Below are 19,644 nucleotides of genomic sequence, written 5' to 3' on the forward strand. Positions count from 1 at the left end.
TTTATTTTTCCAAATGTAATATCTATGCATCTTGTGCATCTACTCTTTCCAAAGGAAATGATCTGTTTCTGCTTTTCATATTTTTTCCAATTCTCATCATCTCACGTCAGCAGTTCAAAGGTATGATACAGATCCACCTTCCCATACCCCCACTCCGGGTTTGGGTACTGCATGTTTTCTTCTCTTCTTGCGCCTCTCTGCAGATAATATTTCACGCTGCTCCCGGTAAAAAACGGCTGGTTATCCCGTATGATCGCCCATTCAAACAGAAGTGCCGCGATACCGGCGGTCTGTGCGGCGGAGATACTGGTCCCGGAGCGGGTTCCAAAGCCGCCTCGTACCAGCGGCACTTTTACGTTAACGCCAGGAGCTGCCAGATGTGGAGTGATCATGCCATCTGGCGTATAGCCTCTGCCTGCTGCAATGTAGATGCTTCCGTCACGATGCTGGTAGGCAGTTGCCGTAATGCTGTTCCTGGCGTCTCCCGGCGCTGTCACCGTGGTATAGGGGGATGGTTCCAGAAAATAGGTATCCTGGGAGATCAGCCCTTCCACAGGAAGCCATATATGGAACTGTACGTTCTGTTGATTTCTTGCCTGGGTAAAAATTTTCCAGATACCGGACGCCGGATGGAAAAATCGGATATACACCAGGGAATATCCGGTCTGACGCTCGATCAAGATATAATTCACATACACCTTTGTTTCCACAAAAACAAATGACAGCTCCTGGGTTCTGGAACCTATGGAACTGCTGACTTCCAGTATCTCACCGGTTGGTGACTGGATGGAAAGCTCATAGATTTCCGGCGGTTCTCCCCAGAATTCTATGGTAAAGCCCTGCTCTCTTTCCGCTACACGGAGTTCTGTCACGATCTGTTCCCTTCCCTGAGAAAAAATCCCCGTACTGTGGTTTCTTGTATTTCCTTCGTTTCCTGCTGCCACAGATACGGATACCTGAGAAAAATTTGCCACATAGTCCACATACTGGCTTAACGCATTGGTCCCCAGATGCGCGCCCTGGCTGCTTCCGATCCCCAGGCAGATAGAAAGTGGCATCTTCAGCTTTTTGGCCTGGGAAATCGCAAAAGCAATGGCCATCATCACATCATTTTCCTGAAAAGCTTCTGCCTCCGGAGGATAAAGATAAAAATTCCGGAGATATTGCTTTGCCGGCTTTACCTTGATGATGATCAGGGTTGCCTCCGGCGCTGCTCCGGTAAAATTTTCTCCGGGTACCATATTTCCGGCAGCAATACCCGCCAGTGCCGTGCCATGGCCGTTGGTATCTCTGGATGGCACGATGGCAAACGGCTCCTCGGAAGCCAGTGCCCGGTCGATATCCTTTTTCCGGAATAATTTGCCATATGGAACTTCTGTATCTGCTATATCATCCCCCGGCAAATTATCTGCATCTCCATTTTCAGCTTCCAACTCCCGTCCAGACTGATTTTGTTCTTCCTCTTCTATGGACTGATCCCATAAATAAGCGATTCTGGAGCCGCCTGCATTTCGAAACACTTCATTCTGATAATCAATCCCCGAATCGATCACCGCCACCGCAGTACCTTTTCCACGCAGCTTCAGATAAGGGTGATCGTGCAGCCTGTTGATCCCTGATTCCCCTGCTGCCTCCATATCCATGTAGGTATAACATTTCGGGATCGAATTATAGGAGGTTCCCGTGACCTCAATTTCTCCCATACTTTCCAGCGGAACATAAAGAACCCCGAAAATTTCATTGATCGCCCGAAAAGATGCCCCCGGAAAAAGTTCCATAGTATCCTGGACATTCTGCATATATTTCACGATAAAATCCCCGAAGCGCTGACTCTGTGCCGGATTTTCCGTCTGCGCTCCGGGGATCTTATCCTCTGTTTTCATATTTGGTTCAAAATCTTCTTTTCTGAGCATGACAGGCCTGCTTTCGCCTTTTTCATAGATGTATGCAGCGAAAACCTGTCCTTATACCACTATTGTCCAACTTTTTCCTGATACATGGGAATTCCCTAATCCGTTTAAACACTGCTCTTACTGTCTCTTTTTTTCCTGATCCGTATCAGCAGCACGATCCCCGCAATCCCTGTAAAAATACTGATAAACTGGGAAGTCGACAAAATTCCCACACTTCCACGGATAATATCCCCACGGAAAAACTCGATCACAAACCGTCCAATGCTATAAAAGATCAGATAACAGGCAGTAACCTGACCATCTTCTTTTTTGTTCCGTGCGATCAGCAACAACAAAAGAAAATGCAGAAAATCCAGTCCGCTGGAATACAACTGCGTCGGGATCAGCGCCACGTGATTGGGCGCATATTCGGAATTCTGAAATATCACAGAAAAAACACTCTCTGTCTCTTTTCCATAACAGCAGCCCGCCAGGAAACATCCGATCCGTCCAAATCCCTGGGCCAGTGCCACAGATGGCAGGATCACATCCGCGTATTTAAAAAATACAAGCTTTCTGATCCTGCAATACAGAAGCCCCGTCAGTATCCCGCCGATGATACCGCCAAACACCACAAAACCGGAGCTTAAAGTTTCCATTATAAATCCCGGATCCTGAACAATTGATTTCCACTCTGTGATCCAGAAGAGAAGCTTTGCACAGAAAAATCCACCCACCAGGCACCACAGGATCATTGGAAAGATCTGTTCACTGTCAAGCTTCTGTTTTCCGGCTCTATATTCTGCAATCAGGCAGCCTGCCAAAATTCCAATGGCGATCATCAGACCATAACCGTATACCGTAAATGGCCCGATGGTAAGAAGTTCATTTTTCATCGGTTTCCTCCTGTTATCTCATTCTTATTTCCGTCATGATCTTCGCTCCCGTATGCGGACAGAAAACACTCCAGCAATGCAGCATTGGCCCGGTCATTCAAGGCGCTGTTTCCAGATTCTGCTACATCACATTCACCACAGATATCCACGCCCAGGATTCCCTCTGCACATATTTCTCTGACTCTCTTCAGACATTCCAGCATCGTATTCAGGCGCATATCCCCCTGGCTCCAGTTCGTGTCCGCATCATCCTTGCAGAGAACATCTTTATCCACAGAAATGTACAGCGGCAGCTTTCCCACATGCTTGCTTACAAACGCACACACCTGCGCCTCTTCCATTTCCAGAAGCTTCTCTCTGCTCAAGAATTCCACCTTTTCCTGAATCTCCGATTCCACTCTGGAAAAAGCTTCCTCATCCGGACCGATCAGGATCACCCTTTTAAGCAATGGAAGTTCCATAACAGAATCGTAGATCCATCCTCCGCAGGAAAGCAGACCTCCGAATGCCGGCGGCTGCATATCCGTGTGATTGTCAAATACAAGAAGCGAGAAAGGCTCCGATATCTTTTCCAGCCAGATTCTTGTCATATAGTGATAGTTTCCGGAATCAATAAAATGGATTCCTCCGGAAGAATAAGGGGCAATACGGCTGCGAATGGCATTTATCGCATCCTCATCACAGTAGCAGTTGGTTCCGGGAATGTCCCTGGCCTCCACCCGGGATACTTCTTTTCCCCTCCAGAACTGCTGATCCTCATATATTCCGGAAAAATCCATCATCAGTATCTTTATATTTTTATCTGTATTTTTCATGTGCACATCTTACCACGGAATGGCAGATGATGCAAGAGAAGGGTCAGTCCTTCCACTCTTCCAGTTCTTCATCGGAACCGTCCAGAAGATCCTTCAGGCTGCCGGTTTCCGCCTGGTCTTTGCCTACAGCCCAGAGCTTCATCTCCACATTCTCCGGTTCTTTTTCCCATCGGGAATTCTTCTGCTTTTGCTCTTCTTCCGGTTCTGTGGATTCTTCTGTCTCTTTTCTGTCCGCAAAATATCCGTCTGCATCCTGCGCCGGCATAGCCGCTGTAGTCTCTGCTGTAGTTTCTGTTGGATATTCTGTTTCCTTCCCACTCTGCTGCTCACTCGGCGCATTTTCATCCTGGGTTCTTGTATCATTTGGCACATCCATATCTGCCGTTTCATTTACAGCATCTGAACTGTCTGCACCAGAATCTTCCTTCTCTGTCTCCGCCTTTTTTGCGATCTTTCGAAGCCCCAGCTTCATAATAATATAGAATACGATATCCGCAGCTCCGTCACACACCAGCACCCAGCCGGAAAAGATCAGCAGAGTCATGATCTTCGGAAATCTTCCAAACAGCATCACGATTCCAAGTGCAATGAAAACAAGACTGCCGATCAGAAGCACGCTCCATGTGCCGTTTCCTCCTTTTTTCAGAAGGAAGGCTCCTTTAAACTTCCACAGACTGTCAACCAGTACAAATGCGCTGAGCATCCATGGAAGCAGTTTGATCACGATAGACGGTGTCATAAAAAGAAACACCCCCAGCACAAAAACAACCACACCACTTAGAAGATCCATGATCGTAGCTTTCGCTTTTCCACGTATGTAAATATAGATATGATAAATGCCAGCTCCGATGAGGATCAGCCCGAATACTACTTTGCAGATCACGTCCACCGTCTGCGTGGGGATCAGGATCAGGCAAAGTCCCAGCAGTATATAAAATACTGAGGAGATGATCTCACCCTTTAGAATGTTGTTGATTTTTTCACCCATGTTCCTTCATACCTCCTCTGTTATTCCAACAGTATAGCTCTTTTCCACTGGTCAGTCCACCCTGAACCGTCAAAAAAATTTCTTTTTTCCAGAAAAATATTCTTATAATTCAATACAGCCCGAAGGACTTTTCCGGCGCCATTTCGCCTTGTTCCTTCAGGCTGTATTTTACTTTTTATGTTTCTTCTTTTTTGTCATAAGACCACCGATCCGTCCGGTTTCTTTTGCAGAAAGGCTTTTCCACCCGTCTTTGATCACTTTATCCAGAACTCCCATCTCATCGGCAATCTCGTATTTCAGTTTTTCCGCCTGGGAAAGCTTTCCCTCGAGATATGCTTTTACTTCTTTCTCCCTGTTCATCTTCCACACTCCTCATCTTTTTTATGGAGTATGGACAATTTCCGGATAAATTATGCATTCTGAAAAATATGTCCGTCCTTTATGGGTACTGTCATTTTTAATCCGGGATAATGATCGCCGCAATGATATACGCCAGGATTCCGGCTCCGCCCATCAGCGTGATGATCACCCATACCAGCCGGACAAGAGTCGGATCGATATTAAAGTATTCCGCAATTCCGCCGCAGACACCACATAACATACGGTTTACTGATGATTTGTAAAGTTTTTTGTTGCTCATAATGCTTCCTCCTTTAATCTTCTTCAAATTCAACCTCAACGTTTCCCATTCCGCAATCCAGTTTTATATTTTTCGTGGCACCTTCATTTGTGATCTGTTTATTTCCGGAAGTAATGGATGTTCCCAGAGAATCATCCACCTCCAGATTTCCAAGACCACATTTCAACTCATAATTATACTCAGCAGCTTTTCCTGTAAGTGTAAGCTCCATATCTCCCATACCACAGCTTCCTTTTAAATTCTCCACCTGAAGTTCACTGATGTCAGCAGTTCCCACTCCGACTGTAAAATCTGCTTCCTTTATATCCAGGCTGCTGGAATTTTCAATGGTTCCGGCCCCCACATTTACTTCCATCTGCTCCGCTTTAAAATCACCATCCAGTTCGATGGTTCCGGCTCCCATCTGAAGCTTTATCTTCTGAAAGCTTAAGTTTTCCGGGCAAAAAATTTCTATGGAACGGTTTCTCACTTTTTGATTGCTTGCAATTCTCAGACTACCGTTGTCATTGCTGATCTGAATGCGATTGTGATCCTTCCCTGAAACTTTCACCTGGACTTTATCCTCATTCCATGTTTTCAAAACCAGTTCTTCGTATCTCAGATCACAGAAAAGGTCTGACACAGCCGAGGCCTCATATACTTTCGTATATGCGGAACTGTCTGCACTGTCTGCCAGAACGCCCTTCTCAGTTACCGCGCTCTCTGCAGCTACCTGAAAATCGTCCTCCTGCTCATCCATATCTTCCTCGGAATCTTCCACTTCCCAGCTGTCTTCATGATCCAGAACACGAAGCACCTGCGTGATTCCATGATCCAGAACACTCACATCTCCCATAGTCGCTCCCATGGCAGCTCCGCCGGCAGTAAGTCCCAGGCCTGCTACACCGAATACTGCTGCAAGGATCAGAATTACCTTCAGAAAACGTTTCATACTTTTTCCGCCTTTCTTCCATTCAGGAGATTGCTGCAGAATCCCGTAAATTTCCGCAGGATCGCAGGCAATATCTTACCTGTAAACCACACCGTCAGTAACAGTAACAAAAGTCCAAATGCCATCATCAGGCATCCGATACCGATAGTCAAGATCCCGGCCGGCGGAAGAGACACCGTCATGGCAATCCCAACAACAATGCACGCAGCTGCACCGATCACAAGGATGATCGATCCCGCTCCTGCAAAAAATGTCAGCAGGAAAGGCAGCAATGCCAGTGTCACCAAAATCCCCAGTACTCCGCCAAATAATCCTTTTATCAGAGGAGCCGCAAAAACAAGAACGATCAGCGCAAGAATGATTCCTGCCTTATTCTGCTTTTTCTCTGCGTGATAGCCGCGCTGGGCACGTCTTTTCCTGCGGTCTTCGAAATTTTCTGTATTTCCCGTATCACGATGGGCCTCTCCCTGTCCATTTCCGTATACGGTTACTTCTGTATAATGGTCCGGCATTTCCCCGTTCTCTTTCACACGGGTATCCTGATATCCGTTCTCTGTGTATTCCCCGTAATCTTCACTGTTCTCCTGAAGATCTGCCTTAATGATCGCAGCAACCTTCCCCGGATTTCCCAGTTCCCGGATCACTTCCCCTTCATTCTCAGGACCTGCATCATCAAAATATCCTTCATAATATTCCAGTGCTTCCTGTCTCTCTGCCTCTGAAATATCGGAAAGCAGCCGTTCAAGCTGTTCCATAAACTGCTTTCTGTTCATAATCAAACTCCCTCCTCAAACATCCTGGTGATCTTGGATGAATAGATCTCCCATTCACTTCTGTAAAGATTCAGCTGCGCTGCGCCCTTATCTGTCAGCTTATAATATTTCCGGTTTCTGCCTGCATATTCCATATTGTAGGCTTCCAGACATTCATCCTTCTGAAGCCTGCGAAGGACCGGATACAGCGTAGATTCTGAAACCTCCAGAACACTTCGCACATCCTGGGTGATCTTGTACCCGTAGGTACCGTCCTTCTCTCTGGAAATAACAGCCAGGACGATCGCATCCAGGAGGGCTGCTCCTGTATTAAATACCATCTGCTCACCTCTCTATGACCTGTAAAACGGACATTCACATTCCGTCTTACTACATGCTGATGAACGCGATCACTTCACGATCCAACGCTCACATGATAAGTCATGTAATATTGTTCTGTGAATAATACTATATATCGTATAATATAGTTTTGTCAATAGTATTTAGAAAAATCCCTCTATACTTTATAATATTTTTCGGAAACCACTCTTTTCACACAATATCCGAGAGAGTCAAGTTTATATTATGGAGGAAATTATGACAGATTCAGATAAAATACAGACATTACCGCTTCCTTTTCTGGAGCGTATGAAAGAAATGCTGGGAGATGATTATGATGCTTTCCTGAAAAGCTACAAAAATCCCCGCACCTACGGTCTACGTGTAAACACCGCCAAGCTCTCCTGCCAGGATTTTCAGGCGCTTTCCCCTTTCCCTATCCGGCCGATCCCGTGGATCAATACCGGATACTTCTACGAGGAGGAAAGCCGCCCTGCACGATGTCCTTACTACCAGGCGGGTCTTTATTATCTCCAGGAACCAAGTGCCATGACACCGGCTTCTAGGCTTCCCATCGAACCTGGAGATTTTGTCCTGGACCTCTGCGCAGCTCCCGGAGGAAAAGCCACTGCCCTGGGTGCAGCCTTAAATGACACCGGATTTCTCCTTGCCAACGATATCAGTACTTCCAGAGCCAGAGCCCTTCTTAGGAATCTGGAGCTTTTTGGCATGAAAAATATGCTCGTCACCGACGAAAAGCCCGCCAAACTTGCCCAGCGTTTTCCTGCTTTCTTCAATAAGATCCTTCTGGACGCTCCATGCTCCGGGGAAGGCATGTTCCGAAAAGAGGAAGCCCTTGCCCGCGACTGGACACCGGAAAAATCCGCTGAGCTTTCTGATATCCAGAAAGACCTGGTCTTAAAAGCTGCCGATATGCTCCGTCCGGGCGGAATGCTGCTTTATTCCACCTGCACTTTTTCCCAATGTGAAGACGAAGAAGTGGTAGCCTATCTTCTCAGACAACGCCCGGATATGGAACTTATGGAAATGCCAGGATATGAAGGCTTCTCCAGCGGCCGCCCGGAATATGCCGGCACAGCAGACACTTCCGATTCCGAAATCACGTTAAGCTTAAATGCATTTAATCCGGAAGAACTTCAAAAATGCGTCCGAATCTTTCCACACAAAATGGATGGCGAAGGTCATTTTCTCGCCCTGTTCCGCAAAAAAGGTGACTCTCTTCCACCTGTTTTCCGCTTTTCCGCAAAAGGACCGGACAAAAATACCCGGAAATGGCTGGAGGAATTTTTCTCTGAGATCGGCCTGAAAACCATTGGCGGTCAGGAATTTGACTGGAACCGTGTGGAAGTCCGCAAAGATAAAGTATACTATCAGCTGCCCTTCCCTCTGGATCTCCGCGGAATCTCCTTTCTTCGAAACGGCCTCTACCTGGGTGATCTGAAAAAAAACCGTTTTGAGCCGTCTCAGCCTCTGGCGCTGGCGCTTCACAAAGGAGATGTGGAAGCAGTTATCTCCCTGCCGGTTTCCGACGAGCGGCTTACCCGTTATCTGAAAGGCGAAACGCTTATGATCGAGCCGGAAGAGGCCGCTCACAAAAAAGGCTGGCACCTTCTCTGTGTGGGCGGTTATCCTCTCGGCTTCGGAAAGCTTGTAAACGGGATCCTGAAAAACAAATATCCTGCTGGCTGGAGAGTGTAATCTCTCCGCCGCAGGATATCTGCCCACATTAACATATCATTTCATTTTCAGATCAGAGACTGAACGCTTCTCCAAGAGTAAACGAATAAATATACCGTTCCTTCACCTTCCGGCCTGTCATCCGTTCCAGCGCCTGGGCGTAATCCTCCAGCTGTACATGATAACGGTCGATCAGCTTCTGTTCTTCTCCACGTCTCACAAAGTCCGTTTTATAATCCACCAGAACGATTTCTTCATCCTCTATAAAATACGCATCAATGATTCCCTGTACCAGAACATTTTCCTCACACTGCCACTGCGGATCGAGCTCCGAAGCTTTTCTTGCGATCACAAAAGGCTGTTCCCGGAACAGAAGTCTCTTCTCTGAAGCTGCTTTCATCCGCTGTCCGAGAGGTGTTTCCACAAAATTCCAGATATCCTTTACCCGGACCGACTCAGCCTCTTTTCTTTCCATCTTCCTGGCGTCAACCCATTCTCTCAGCTGTCTGCGGATCTCATCCCTGTTTGCTGTCTTCTGATAGTCCAGGCATTCCATTACACGATGATAAGCCGTTCCACGAAGTGCCCCTGTATACCCTTCCTCTTTCTTCTCCTCGATAAATCGGGGAACCAGCGGCTGGATCTCTTCTTCCGTCTCATAATCCACCGTTTCTTCCAGATCCTGCTCACTGTGGTAGCTTCGCTTTTTCAGTTCTGATACACTCACCTTCACAGGAAGATCTTCCAGATATTGATAGGGATATACAAAGGAAAAACGTCTCTGGATCTCCTCCCGGATCTCACTGTCAAAAACTCTGCCCGGATTCCAGTTCTCCAGTGTTTCCTTCTTCATTTCCCGCTCTGCCTGTTCCATAACCTCACTTTCTGTCAGTTCCCGTGCTGTGACCCGTGTAACTTTGAATTCTGCCGGATCTTTGTACAGAGGATTTGCGGTATTCATAAAGATGCCATATTCATGAAATAATGGTGCCATGCAGCGATGTCTTGCCAGTGCCGGAAGCACATAATCCCAGTAAGTCTTCCCGCCAAGCCTCCTGCCCAGAGAAAGCAATGGTTCCTCACTGTCCCTTAATGCGGACAATTCCCCCAATTCCGAATGCAGGGCTCCAATGGTTCCACTGAGGATCAATTTTTCCTTTGCACGTGTAAGCGCTACATAAAGTACCCTCAGCTCCTCTCCAAGACTTTCCATCAGGAGCGCTCTACGTATGATCTGCCTGCAAAGGGATGGAGCGATGATCCTCTTCTCCGGCAGGATCGCATCCGCACCGATCCCCAGCTCCGGATGGATCAGGATACTTGCGTTCATATCCCGGAAATTAAAGCGTTTTCCCATTCCTGCTGCAAACACTACCGGAAACTCCAGTCCCTTGCTCTTATGGATCGTCATGATCTGTACTGCACTTTCCCCGGTTCCGGAAAGATTTACCTCCCCGTAATCCACCTGATACTGCTGAAGCTTCTGGATATATCTTACAAAATTAAAAAGGCCTCGATAGCTTGTCTTCTCATATTCCATTGCCTTTTCCACAAGCATGTTCAAGTTTGCATTCCTCTGTTCACCATTTGGCATTGCCTTTGCATGGTCTCCATATCCGGTACGTGCAAGTACCTCCAGGATCAGCTGATGGACCGGCGTGTAAGCCGCCTTATCACGAAGTGTATTCATGGTGTCCATAAAACAGGACAGCTTCTCTCCGAGGATTTTTTTGTTTTCCTCAGAGCTCCCATGCTTTCTGTAGTCCTCCACAAACCTGCACACACATTCATAGATCATTCCTTCCGGATATGCGATCCGAAGCTCAGCCAGCTCTTCTGTGGTACATCCAACGATCGGTGAACGCAGTACGCCGGTCATGGGAATATCCTGCAGCGGATTATCCAGGATCCGGAGATAATTCAGCAGTGTCACAACCTCTGTTGCAGAAAAATATCCGGTTCTGGAGGCCGTATATACCGGTATCCCTCTTGCACTCAAAACCTCCCCGAAGGTTTCAGCCCAGCCTGAAGCAGATCGGAGCAGGATCACGATATCTCCATATTGAAGAGGTCGATACTCTCCCGTTTCCTTATCCAGCACCCGTTCATGCCCTACCATAGATCGGATCCTTCCTGCAATGGCAAGGGCCTCCAGCTCTCTCTCATTCTCCGTTACTTCTTCATCCTCCTCTTCCAGCAGCGGACTGTATTTATCCACAAGAAGGATCTCTGTTTTTACAAATTCCGGATCCTGGCCTTCCGGAAAAGAAGCTCCGGGATACAGAGCTGCCGCCTCGTCGTAAGCAATTCCTCCCAGATCTTCCCCCATGATTTGCCGGAAAATAAAGTTGACACTTTCAAGGACTTCCGGTCTGCTTCGGAAATTTTTGTGCAGGTCGATCCGCTGTTCCGGACTGTCTTCCAGTGAATAGCTCTTATATTTTTCCATGAACAGTTCCGGACGGGCCAGACGAAAACGGTAGATGCTCTGCTTTACATCTCCTACCATAAATATATTTTTGCGTTCATTGACCCAGCCGGAAACTGTCTGCATCAGGATCTCCTGAACCAGATTACTGTCCTGATACTCATCCAGCAGGACCTCATCATATTTTTCAGAAAGCTCTCTTGCCGCCTGGCTGGGCACATAGGTTTCTCCTTCCTTTTTCAGAAGGATGTCCAGGGCAAAATGTTCCATATCTGAAAAATCCAGAACATTTTTTTCACGCTTCTTTGCCTGGAAACGTTCTGCAAAATCCTTTGTCAGCTTTACCAGCATCTCCAGCGGTGGTGCAGATGCTTCTGTCAGTTCCGTCAGCTCAGCCAGATTTCCGTAAAAATATCGGATTCCCAGTTCCTTCAGATTATCTTTTGCATCTTCGCGAAGAGCTTTTACCAGATTTTTCAGCTGCTCCGATACTCCCTCCATTTTTTTTGAGGAAAGTCTTGCAAACTTCAGATTCCGGAGATTCTGCGCTATCTCATCATAATCCCTTTTAACGGACAGTTGTTTTAACTGCCGGATCAGTATCATATCTTTTTCCAGAGCCTCCAGATAAAGCTCCGGTCCATCCTGGAGCTGACAGGTCTTCATTGCGGTTTCTGTAAGCTCTTCCGCTTCTTTCAGTGCACAATCTGCAGCCTCCCACAGATATCGGAACCATCGCGTTCCCTCAAGACCTTTTTCCGGATCCAGATGATAATTCTCCACACAGCTGTCCAGCCATTTTTCGGGCCATGGATTACTCATCGCAGCATTATAAAGCTCCAGCACATGTTCCTTCAGTCCTTCATCCGTTTTTCCTGGCGCATAGCATTCCACAAATGCAGTAAAATCTGCCTTTCTTTCTGCATAATGATCCTCAAAAAGCTCCTTCAGCACATCTTCCTGCAAAAGCTTCAGTTCACCCTCATCTGCAGTCCGGTAACCCGGATCCAGTCCGATCAGATGAAAATAATTTCGGATCACATAGGCGCAAAAGCCGTCAATGGTAGTGATCTGTGCCGTATGGATCAACGTCATCTGTCTCTGCAGATGCTCATTATCCGGATCTTCAGCCAGTGCCTGATCCAATCCACGTTCGATACGTTCCCGCATCTCTCCCGCTGCCGCCCTTGTAAATGTCATGATCAGAAGACGGTCAATGTCCACCGGTTTCAAAGGATCCATGATCTTACTTAAGATTCTCTGCACCAGCACTGCAGTTTTACCGGAACCGGCTGCTGCGCTGACCAGAATATTCCGGTCCCGGAGCGTGATGACCTTTTTCTGCTCTTCAGTCCATTTCACTGCCATTCTCTTCCTCTCCCTTCATGATTTTTTTCCACAGTGCATCTTCTTCTATGGACGACAGCCTGTGAAACTCATATCCCGGTATCTTCCTGTCGAAGCCGCACACAGTAAGATACGGACAATATGTGCAGGCATTCTTTTTTCCAAGTTCATAGGGTTCCACTGCCGCATTTCCATCCAGGATCGATTCCCTGATGTCACAGATCTTTCTCCGCACATACGCTCCCAGAGCATCAAACTGCTTCCTTGAGGCAACAGAAGATCTTTTGCTGAAGCTTCCGTCCCGGTTCAGGGATACCGGTATGGAGGCCATAGTGCTGTCGATTTTGGTACTCATATTATCATCTGCCTGTACAAGCCCGTTCATTTTCATTTTCTTCAGCATCTGCTCATTGATGCTTTCCATATCCGCATGGATCTTCTCCTGTATCATAGGATCCTTCACATTATAATAAAACACACCGGCCGGAACGATCTCGCGATCCGGATACTTCCGTTTTTCCACCTGTAATGCTCCATCCAGATAGACCATCAGCTGAAGCTGAAGGCCATGATACAACGCCAGCAGATCAAACGAAGTATTTCCGGTTTTATAATCGATCACCTTCACATAGACCCGGTTGTTCTCCGGCTCTTCCATGATATCCACACGGTCGATCCTTCCGCCCTGAAACCTCACCTCAAATCCTTCCGGCCGGAATGCTCCATGCTTCAGCTGTTCCTGCAAAGCCCACACGGTACGCCGCAAAATACGTCTGGTCCGTTCGATCATATATTCATTTCTCGCACTGCTTTTAAGGATCGTATTTCCGTAATCTGCGGAAACCTGATCCAGACAGCTGTCTATGATACGATTTCGCTCTTCCTCCGTAAGCTCTGCCCAGTCCAGTCCCTCTTTTCGGACTTCCGCTGCAAATTTTTCCAGTGCCATATGCATGACATTTCCCATATCCATAGCTCGGAACTCATACTCTGCACGTTCTGTAACCTTCAGGCCATACTGCAGAAAATGTGCAAATGCACAGGCCGCAAAACGCTCCAGCCGGGTAGCACTGTACGGGGAAATTTCTCCATAGAGGATCTTTGCCACTGTTTTTCCAATCTTATCTGACGGTCGTTCTGAAAAAGATGCCTCTGTAAGCTTTTTTACAAGGATCCGGTATTCCGGGCTCTGAAGATACCAGCTGTACAGTTCCTGGAAGACCGCATTATCCTGGTAAGCTTCTCCTGCAAGCCCTCTCAGGAAATAATCCAGGCTGATTCCCGGAAGCTCCAGTAATTCCATAGGTTCCTGCATATCTCCGCACTGCCGGATCTCCATTTCCGGAAACATCTCCCGGATATTACTGACAAGAAAGGCCGGACTCAGGGCTTTTCCCTGGCTGTCGGACTGACAGAAGGACAGACAGAGCAGTTCTCTTGGCTTGGTCATGTTCAGATACAGATAAAATCGCTGCATGTTCATCAGTTCCTTTGGCCCCGGTGCAAGCTGGATCCCCTGATCTTTAAAAAATTCTCTGTCAATCTCCGTAAGCATTCCTCCACCGGATGTATTCTTCGGAATATTCCCTTCATTTACTCCCACAAAAAACAGTGCACGGATATCCTTCAGCCTGGTTCTCTCCATATCTCCCACAAGTACCTGGTCCATACTTGGCGGGATCAGAGCCACCTTGGCCTGGTTCAGTCCTGTTTCCAGAAGCTGACGGAAATCCTGGCGGTTCACGGTTTCCTCTCCAAGGATCTCCACCATATTATCCAGAAGTTCCATAACAATTCCGTAGATCTGGGCATATTCCTTTTCCATGGCCTTGTCGCCCTGTTCCTTGAATTTCAGTTCCTGATGCTTCAGTTTCTGCTGCACCTGGCTCCGCACTGCAAACTCGTAGAGAAAAGTACAGTATTCCCGCACCGTCTTTTTCCCACCTTTAAAGCTTAGCGCAAGCTCTCTGGTCTCATCTGCGAACCGCTGCCGGATCTCATTAAGCCTCTGAATGCTTTCCGGCGGCATTCCCCGGTAAATACGCACCCACACTTCATCCCATTTCTTAAATCCACGGATACCAAGAGCTAGCACATAATTCTCCAGAAGGTCTGCTTCCTCCCTGGTCACACAGGACATTCCGCACCGGAGATACCGGAATACACTCTCATAGGAAAAATCCTGCACTGCCATCTCAAGTGCTGCCCGGAAATATTCTACAAACGGATTCATCAGGACCGTATGCTTCTCATCAATGAAATACGGGATCCCTGCTGCTGTAAATACCTGCTTTGCAAGATTTCCATACTCCTCCAGGTTACCTGTGATCACGGCGATCTCACCGTAACGGCAGCCCTTTTCCCTTACAAGTCTGGCGATCCGGCGGGCAGCTTCTTCCATTTCCTTCTGCGGGTTCACTGCCGAAAACATGCAGATCTCATCCTGCGCTTTTTTATATATATTTTTTCGGTAACGGAAGATATTTTTTTCAAGGAAATGAAGGGCAGGTGCCTGGGAAAAGCGGGATTTTCCCACATCCTTCAAAAGGACCGGTGTCTCGATCTCCCTGGTCAGCTCCGAAAGCCCGTGGATCATCTGACGGCTCATATAAAAAAGCTGATAAGGTTTTCCTCTCATGTTCAGATTCTCATCCGCATCCATGGTCACCGTTACCAACACCTTCTCACAGACAGCAAGAAGTTCTCCCACAACACGCATCTGAATAGGCGTAAAACCGGTGTAACCATCCAGAAGGAGTACACTGTTTTTCATTTTTTCAGAAAACGGAAGAGCTTTTTCCAGCGCATCCATTACTTCTTCTCCTGTCATATAATGATCCTTCAGATATCCGGTAAATGCCTGGTAAAGAACAGCTACGTCTTTCAGCTTCATCTGAAGTAACGCTCTGTCACCGGAATCCTCGATCATCTCCTGGATCTCACTGTCCCGGATATCGTACTGCATAAACTCCGACAGGATAGACTTCACTTCATCCAGGTATCCCGCTTTACGCATCTGACCTCCCAGATAGGAAAGCTCCTTTCCATGCTGCTGTACCATCTTCTGCAGCACCATACTCTTACCGGTTTCTTCCAGAAGGATGCGGCTGTCTCCTCCAACTTCCTCCAGAACACGGTATGCAAGACGCTCAAAGCTCAGGATATCAATATTCAGGATTCCCCTGCCCGGACTCATCTCCACCAGTGTCTTCTGGGTCTGCATGGTAAACTGCTCCGGCACAATCACATAAAAAAGCTTCTCAGGATGTAGCCCCGCCTGTTCTATGATATTCTGATAAGCATAACAGGATTTTCCGCTTCCGGAACTTCCTATGATAAACTGTAATGACATCTTCATCCTCCCGATCACTTGCAGATTTTCAGTCATTCCGGCGCCATCCTGCGCCTGAAGTATTCCTATCATACCACAAATTCTACTCCTATAGAACGGTCGTTCTCTATATTCTGAAATATCTGCCTGCTCTTTTCCTTATTTTTCCAGGCACAGTATCGGATAACCTGCGCACAGCTGTGGCATAAATCCTCCCTCCCGATAATAAACTATATAAAAAGCTTTGGGAGGCGTGCGCCATGAGTTCCAAAACCAGGATCATCGTCCTACATATGAAAGAGATCATTTACACAGCTGTCTTTCTGGCTCTCGCTGTTGTTCTGGCTGTCGTTCTTTTCTTCATGTTCGGTCCCGGAAAAAATGCCAGTCATACAGCCAGCGAAAAATCCCGCTACAAGCCGGGCGTCTATACCTCTTCCATCACCCTGAACGAGAATACCTTCGATGTGGAAGTTACTGTAAATGCTGACAGGATCAAGGCCATCCGTCTGGTGAATTTAAATGAAGCCACAAAAGCTTCCTATCCTCTTATGGAACCGGTTCTGGATTCTTTGGCAAGTCAGATCTATTCCAGTCAGTCCCTGGAAGACATTCAGTATGCAGGAGACCGGAAATATACCTCCCAGGTACTCCTTTCAGCTATCACGGATGCAGTAAAAAAAGCGGAGAACACTTAAGCTCTCCGCTTTGCGATCTACGTTCAGATTTCAATCTTCTCCAGCACATCCTGCCAGATCCTTGCACTTGCATCACTTGGCATTCTGAGATCTCCTCTTGGAGAAAGTGCCACACTACCTACCTTCGGGCCATCCGGCAGACAGGAACGCTTGAACTGCTGGGCAAAAAATCTCCGATAGAAGGTCTTCAGCCATTTCAGGATCGTCTCTTTATCATAAATCCCCTCAAAGGTCAGGCAGGCAAGCCTGTAGATCTTATCCGGTGTAAATCCTGCACGCAGCATGTAATACAGATAAAAATCATGAAGCTCATAAGGTCCTACCAGATCCTCCGTCTTCTGGGCGATCTTGCCATCCTTAGGAGGAAGAAGCTCCGGGCTTACCGGAGTATCCAGGATATCCAGAAGAACCTCTTTCAGCTCCTCATCTCCGCAGGTATCCGCATAATAACGTACCAGATGACGTACCAGTGTCTTCGGGACAGAAGCATTTACACCATACATGGACATGTGATCGCCATTATAGGTTGCCCAGCCAAGAGCCAGCTCGGAAAGGTCTCCGGTTCCCACAAGAACGCCGCCTTCCTTGTTTGCCGTATCCATCAGGATCTGCGTACGCTCACGTGCCTGACTGTTCTCATACGTCACATCGTGGATCTCCGGATCATGTCCGATATCCCGGAAATGGATATTTACCGCCTCTTTGATATTTACCTCGGTAAGCCTTGCACCAAGGCAGCGGCTTAACTTGCAGGCATTCTGATAGGTTCTGTCTGTGGTTCCAAAGCATGGCATGGTCACACAGTGGATCTGTTCTCTCGGCATTCCCATCCGGTCAAAGGCACGTGCCATTACAAGAAGCGCCAGGGTAGAATCCAGTCCTCCGGAAAGTCCTACCACCGCACTCCTGCTGTGGATATGCTCCATACGTTTCTTAAGTCCCATAGCCTGGATGTTCAGGATCTCCTCGCAGCGCTCATCACGCTCTTCCTTCACAGACGGAACGAAGGGATACTGTGGATATTTTCTGGTAAGTCTTGTTTCCTCCTCTGCTACGGAAAAATCAACTCTTGTATGACTGCAGGTAGAAACTGCCGGATACGTGGACATTCTTCTTCTCTCATCAGCCAGTCTCTGCACATCGATCTCACTGTAAATGATGCCGTTCTCAAAGCGTCTGCTTTCCGCAAGCATGGAACCGTTCTCTGCGATCATATTCTGTCCGCCAAACACGAGATCCTGGGTAGACTCCCCTTCCCCTGCACTGGCATAAATATATCCGCAGATCAGTCGTGCTGACTGCCCGCTTATCAGAGTTCTCCGGTAGGAATCCTTACCTACCATCTCATCACTGGCAGAAAGATTAACGATGATATGCGCACCGTTGACGGCATGACGGATACTTGGCGGCGCAGGGACCCAGAGATCCTCACAAAGCTCTGCTGCAACAGTGAATTCCGGAAATTCCTTACATTCAAAGATCAGCTCTGTTCCAAAAGGAATTTCATCCCAGAATTCATCCTCCTCATTTTTCTCGCACTTCAGGAAGTCCACAAATTCCACATCTTCTTCCTCTGCACCTGCAAACTGTCTCTGCTCATAAAACTCATTATAATTCGGAATATGAGTCTTCGGCACAAATCCCACGATACGGCCATGATTCAGAGCTGCTGCCACATTATAGAGCTTGCCTCTGTGACGCAGCGGGAGTCCCACAAAGATCAGGGCGTCCGTCTCCCTTGTCTCCTCTGCAATATGCAGAAGCTCATCCCACGCACTGTCCAGAAGACATCTCTGGAGAAAAAGATCGTGACAGGTATATCCTGTGATACAAAATTCCGGAAATACCATCAGCTTGACATGTTCCTTTTCCATTTCATGAATGGCCTTCAGGATTTCCTCTCCGTTTGCCTTGCAGTCTGCAACGGTAACTCTCGGCGTTGCCGCTGCCACCTTGATAAAACCATGCTTCATTTTTTCTTCCTCCCGAGTTTTATCGCTTGCACTCTCTTATGATCCTCTTAAGATCTTCCACGGTAAAATTATAATTCTTATTGCAGAAATGGCAGTTCATCTCAATGTCCTTGCCTTCCTGGATCATCTCGTTAAGTTCTTTTCTTCCGATGCTGATCAGCGCTTTTTCCACACGCTCTCTGCAGCAGTTGCAATGGAACTGTGTGGGCAGTGTATCATTGATCTCTATGTCAAAGCCTTCCAGTACTTTTTCAAGAAGACTTTCCGGTGTGTGTCCCTGCTCCAGAAGATTGGTAACAGAATCGATCTTTGATACGTTTTCCTCAAGCTTTGCGATCACCTCTTCCTCTGCAAAAGGCATCAGCTGTACAATAAAGCCTCCCGCCTGACGGACTGTATTATCCTTATTCATCAGCACACCCAGTCCTACCGCAGACGGAACCTGCTCGCTGGTTGCAAAATAATAGGTGAGATCTTCTGCGATCTCGCTGGTCTGAAGAGCAACCTGTCCCACATATGGCTCTTTCAGTCCCATATCCTTGATCACATCCATAAAGCCTACGCCGACAGCTCCCGCAACATCCAGCTTGCCTTTGCTGTTTGCCGGGATACATACATCCGGATTTCCCACATAGCCCTTTACATTTCCGTGAGAATCTGCAGTTACTGTGATTCCCTGCAGTGGTCCGCCTGCATGGATCCGAAGTGTAAGGAGATCCTTTTCCCCTTTCATCATAGCTCCCATCATGGCACCGCCGGTAAGGAGACGTCCCAGTGCCGCTGTTGCCACCGGACTGGTGTTATGATTCTTTCTCGCTGTCTCCACCATATCGGTTGTAACAGCCGCAAATGCACGGATCTGGCTGTTTGCCGCTGTTGCTCTTACAATATAATCACTCATATAAAAAATTTCCTC

15 protein-coding genes are annotated in these 19,644 nt (G+C 47.5%); 2 read left to right on the forward strand and 13 right to left on the reverse strand.

The genetic code is table 11. The features are described 5' to 3' along the window. Positions 1–101 precede the first annotated feature (101 nt). The 9 genes from DW694_RS11005 to DW694_RS11045 all read right to left on the reverse strand — a co-directional run bounded on the left by DW694_RS11005 (position 102) and on the right by DW694_RS11045 (position 7,255). Complete coding sequence (locus tag DW694_RS11005) at positions 102–1,913, reverse strand: S8 family peptidase (RefSeq protein ID WP_118752997.1); 1,812 nt, start codon at positions 1,911–1,913, stop codon at positions 102–104. Positions 1,914–2,017: 104 nt separating this feature from the next. Then, positions 2,018–2,788 (reverse strand): prolipoprotein diacylglyceryl transferase, encoded by a 771-nt coding sequence (locus DW694_RS11010; protein ID WP_118752998.1) that lies wholly within the window; start codon positions 2,786–2,788, stop codon positions 2,018–2,020. Continuing rightward, positions 2,785–3,603 carry an arginase family protein gene (locus tag DW694_RS11015; RefSeq protein ID WP_118752999.1) on the reverse strand — a complete coding sequence of 273 codons (819 nt, stop codon included), beginning with the start codon at positions 3,601–3,603 and terminating at the stop codon, positions 2,785–2,787. Before DW694_RS11015 ends, DW694_RS11010 begins: the two co-directional genes overlap by 4 nt. A gap of 43 nt (positions 3,604–3,646) precedes the next feature. Next, positions 3,647–4,591 (reverse strand): DUF308 domain-containing protein, encoded by a 945-nt coding sequence (locus DW694_RS11020; RefSeq protein WP_118753000.1) that lies wholly within the window; start codon positions 4,589–4,591, stop codon positions 3,647–3,649. 168 nt (positions 4,592–4,759) lie between these two features. After that, positions 4,760–4,951 carry a small, acid-soluble spore protein, alpha/beta type gene (locus DW694_RS11025; RefSeq protein ID WP_015527205.1) on the reverse strand — a complete coding sequence of 64 codons (192 nt, stop codon included), beginning with the start codon at positions 4,949–4,951 and terminating at the stop codon, positions 4,760–4,762. A 97-nt stretch (positions 4,952–5,048) separates the two neighbouring features. Continuing rightward, positions 5,049–5,231 (reverse strand): PspC domain-containing protein, encoded by a 183-nt coding sequence (locus DW694_RS11030; RefSeq protein ID WP_015527206.1) that lies wholly within the window; start codon positions 5,229–5,231, stop codon positions 5,049–5,051. Between the two features lie 13 nt (positions 5,232–5,244). Further along, positions 5,245–6,162 (reverse strand): DUF4097 family beta strand repeat-containing protein, encoded by a 918-nt coding sequence (locus DW694_RS11035; protein ID WP_118753001.1) that lies wholly within the window; start codon positions 6,160–6,162, stop codon positions 5,245–5,247. After that, complete coding sequence (locus DW694_RS11040; RefSeq protein ID WP_092068371.1) at positions 6,159–6,935, reverse strand: DUF1700 domain-containing protein; 777 nt, start codon at positions 6,933–6,935, stop codon at positions 6,159–6,161. The genes DW694_RS11035 and DW694_RS11040 overlap by 4 nt, the downstream gene beginning before the upstream one ends. Before the next feature lie 2 nt (positions 6,936–6,937). Beyond that, positions 6,938–7,255, reverse strand: a complete 318-nt coding sequence (locus tag DW694_RS11045; protein ID WP_015527209.1) for a PadR family transcriptional regulator — start codon at positions 7,253–7,255, stop codon at positions 6,938–6,940. Between the two features lie 256 nt (positions 7,256–7,511). Between DW694_RS11045 and DW694_RS11050 the strand changes: the two genes are divergently transcribed. After that, positions 7,512–8,972 carry an RsmF rRNA methyltransferase first C-terminal domain-containing protein gene (locus tag DW694_RS11050; protein ID WP_182465496.1) on the forward strand — a complete coding sequence of 487 codons (1,461 nt, stop codon included), beginning with the start codon at positions 7,512–7,514 and terminating at the stop codon, positions 8,970–8,972. A gap of 52 nt (positions 8,973–9,024) precedes the next feature. Here DW694_RS11050 and addA read toward each other — a convergent pair whose 3' ends face one another. Next, on the reverse strand, positions 9,025–12,747 hold the full coding sequence (addA, locus tag DW694_RS11055) for a helicase-exonuclease AddAB subunit AddA (protein ID WP_118753002.1): 3,723 nt from the start codon (positions 12,745–12,747) through the stop codon (positions 9,025–9,027). After that, the gene (gene addB / locus DW694_RS11060) at positions 12,728–16,150 is read right to left on the reverse strand and encodes a helicase-exonuclease AddAB subunit AddB (protein WP_243164999.1); all 3,423 of its coding nucleotides are present in this window, start codon (positions 16,148–16,150) and stop codon (positions 12,728–12,730) included. Before addB ends, addA begins: the two co-directional genes overlap by 20 nt. Positions 16,151–16,317: 167 nt before the next feature. Here addB and DW694_RS11065 point away from each other — a divergent pair, with 167 nt between their 5' ends. After that, positions 16,318–16,755 carry a hypothetical protein gene (locus DW694_RS11065; RefSeq protein ID WP_022426589.1) on the forward strand — a complete coding sequence of 146 codons (438 nt, stop codon included), beginning with the start codon at positions 16,318–16,320 and terminating at the stop codon, positions 16,753–16,755. Between the two features lie 23 nt (positions 16,756–16,778). On the opposite strand, the gene DW694_RS11070 is transcribed toward DW694_RS11065, so the two are convergent. Both DW694_RS11070 and hslO read right to left on the reverse strand, forming a co-directional pair. After that, positions 16,779–18,728, reverse strand: a complete 1,950-nt coding sequence (locus DW694_RS11070) for an NAD(+) synthase (protein WP_092068377.1) — start codon at positions 18,726–18,728, stop codon at positions 16,779–16,781. A 19-nt stretch (positions 18,729–18,747) separates the two neighbouring features. Continuing rightward, entirely contained in the window at positions 18,748–19,629 is an 882-nt protein-coding gene (gene hslO / locus DW694_RS11075; protein WP_015527218.1) for an Hsp33 family molecular chaperone HslO, read from the reverse strand. Between the last annotated feature and the right edge of the window lie 15 nt (positions 19,630–19,644).

Origin of the sequence: Ruminococcus sp. AM26-12LB (genome assembly GCF_003480785.1) — a bacterium.
Taxonomy (GTDB): Bacteria; Bacillota; Clostridia; order Lachnospirales; family Lachnospiraceae; genus Blautia_A; species Blautia_A fusiformis.